Raw genomic sequence first — 215 nt, 5'->3', positions numbered from 1 at the left:
CCCGGCTGTATGCGCGAGGTTACCGACTGCGGCCTGAGTTTTTTAAGTGACGTAAAATCGTGTTGAGGCCAACGCCCATAATGCGGGCAGTTGCCCGGCATCCAACGCCATTCATGGCCATATCAATGATTTTCTGGTGCGTACCGGGTTGAGAAGCGGTGTAAGTGAACTGCAGTTGCCATGTTTTACGGCAGTGAGAGCAGAGATAGCGCTGA

The 215-nt window shown here is 53.0% G+C and carries 1 pseudogene (running past one end of the window); it reads right to left on the bottom strand.

Annotated elements, in window-relative coordinates:
• A pseudogene (locus OGX92_RS06410) lies at positions 1–215 on the bottom strand (IS1-like element transposase) (its annotated part continues 80 nt past the right edge of the window); the annotation flags it as partial.

The sequence above is a fragment of the Citrobacter sp. Cpo089 genome (assembly GCF_030332695.1).
Lineage (GTDB): Bacteria > Pseudomonadota > Gammaproteobacteria > Enterobacterales > Enterobacteriaceae > Citrobacter > Citrobacter portucalensis.
The sequence above is the reverse complement of the archived record's forward strand: the minus strand, read 5'-3'. Positions and strand labels throughout refer to the sequence as shown.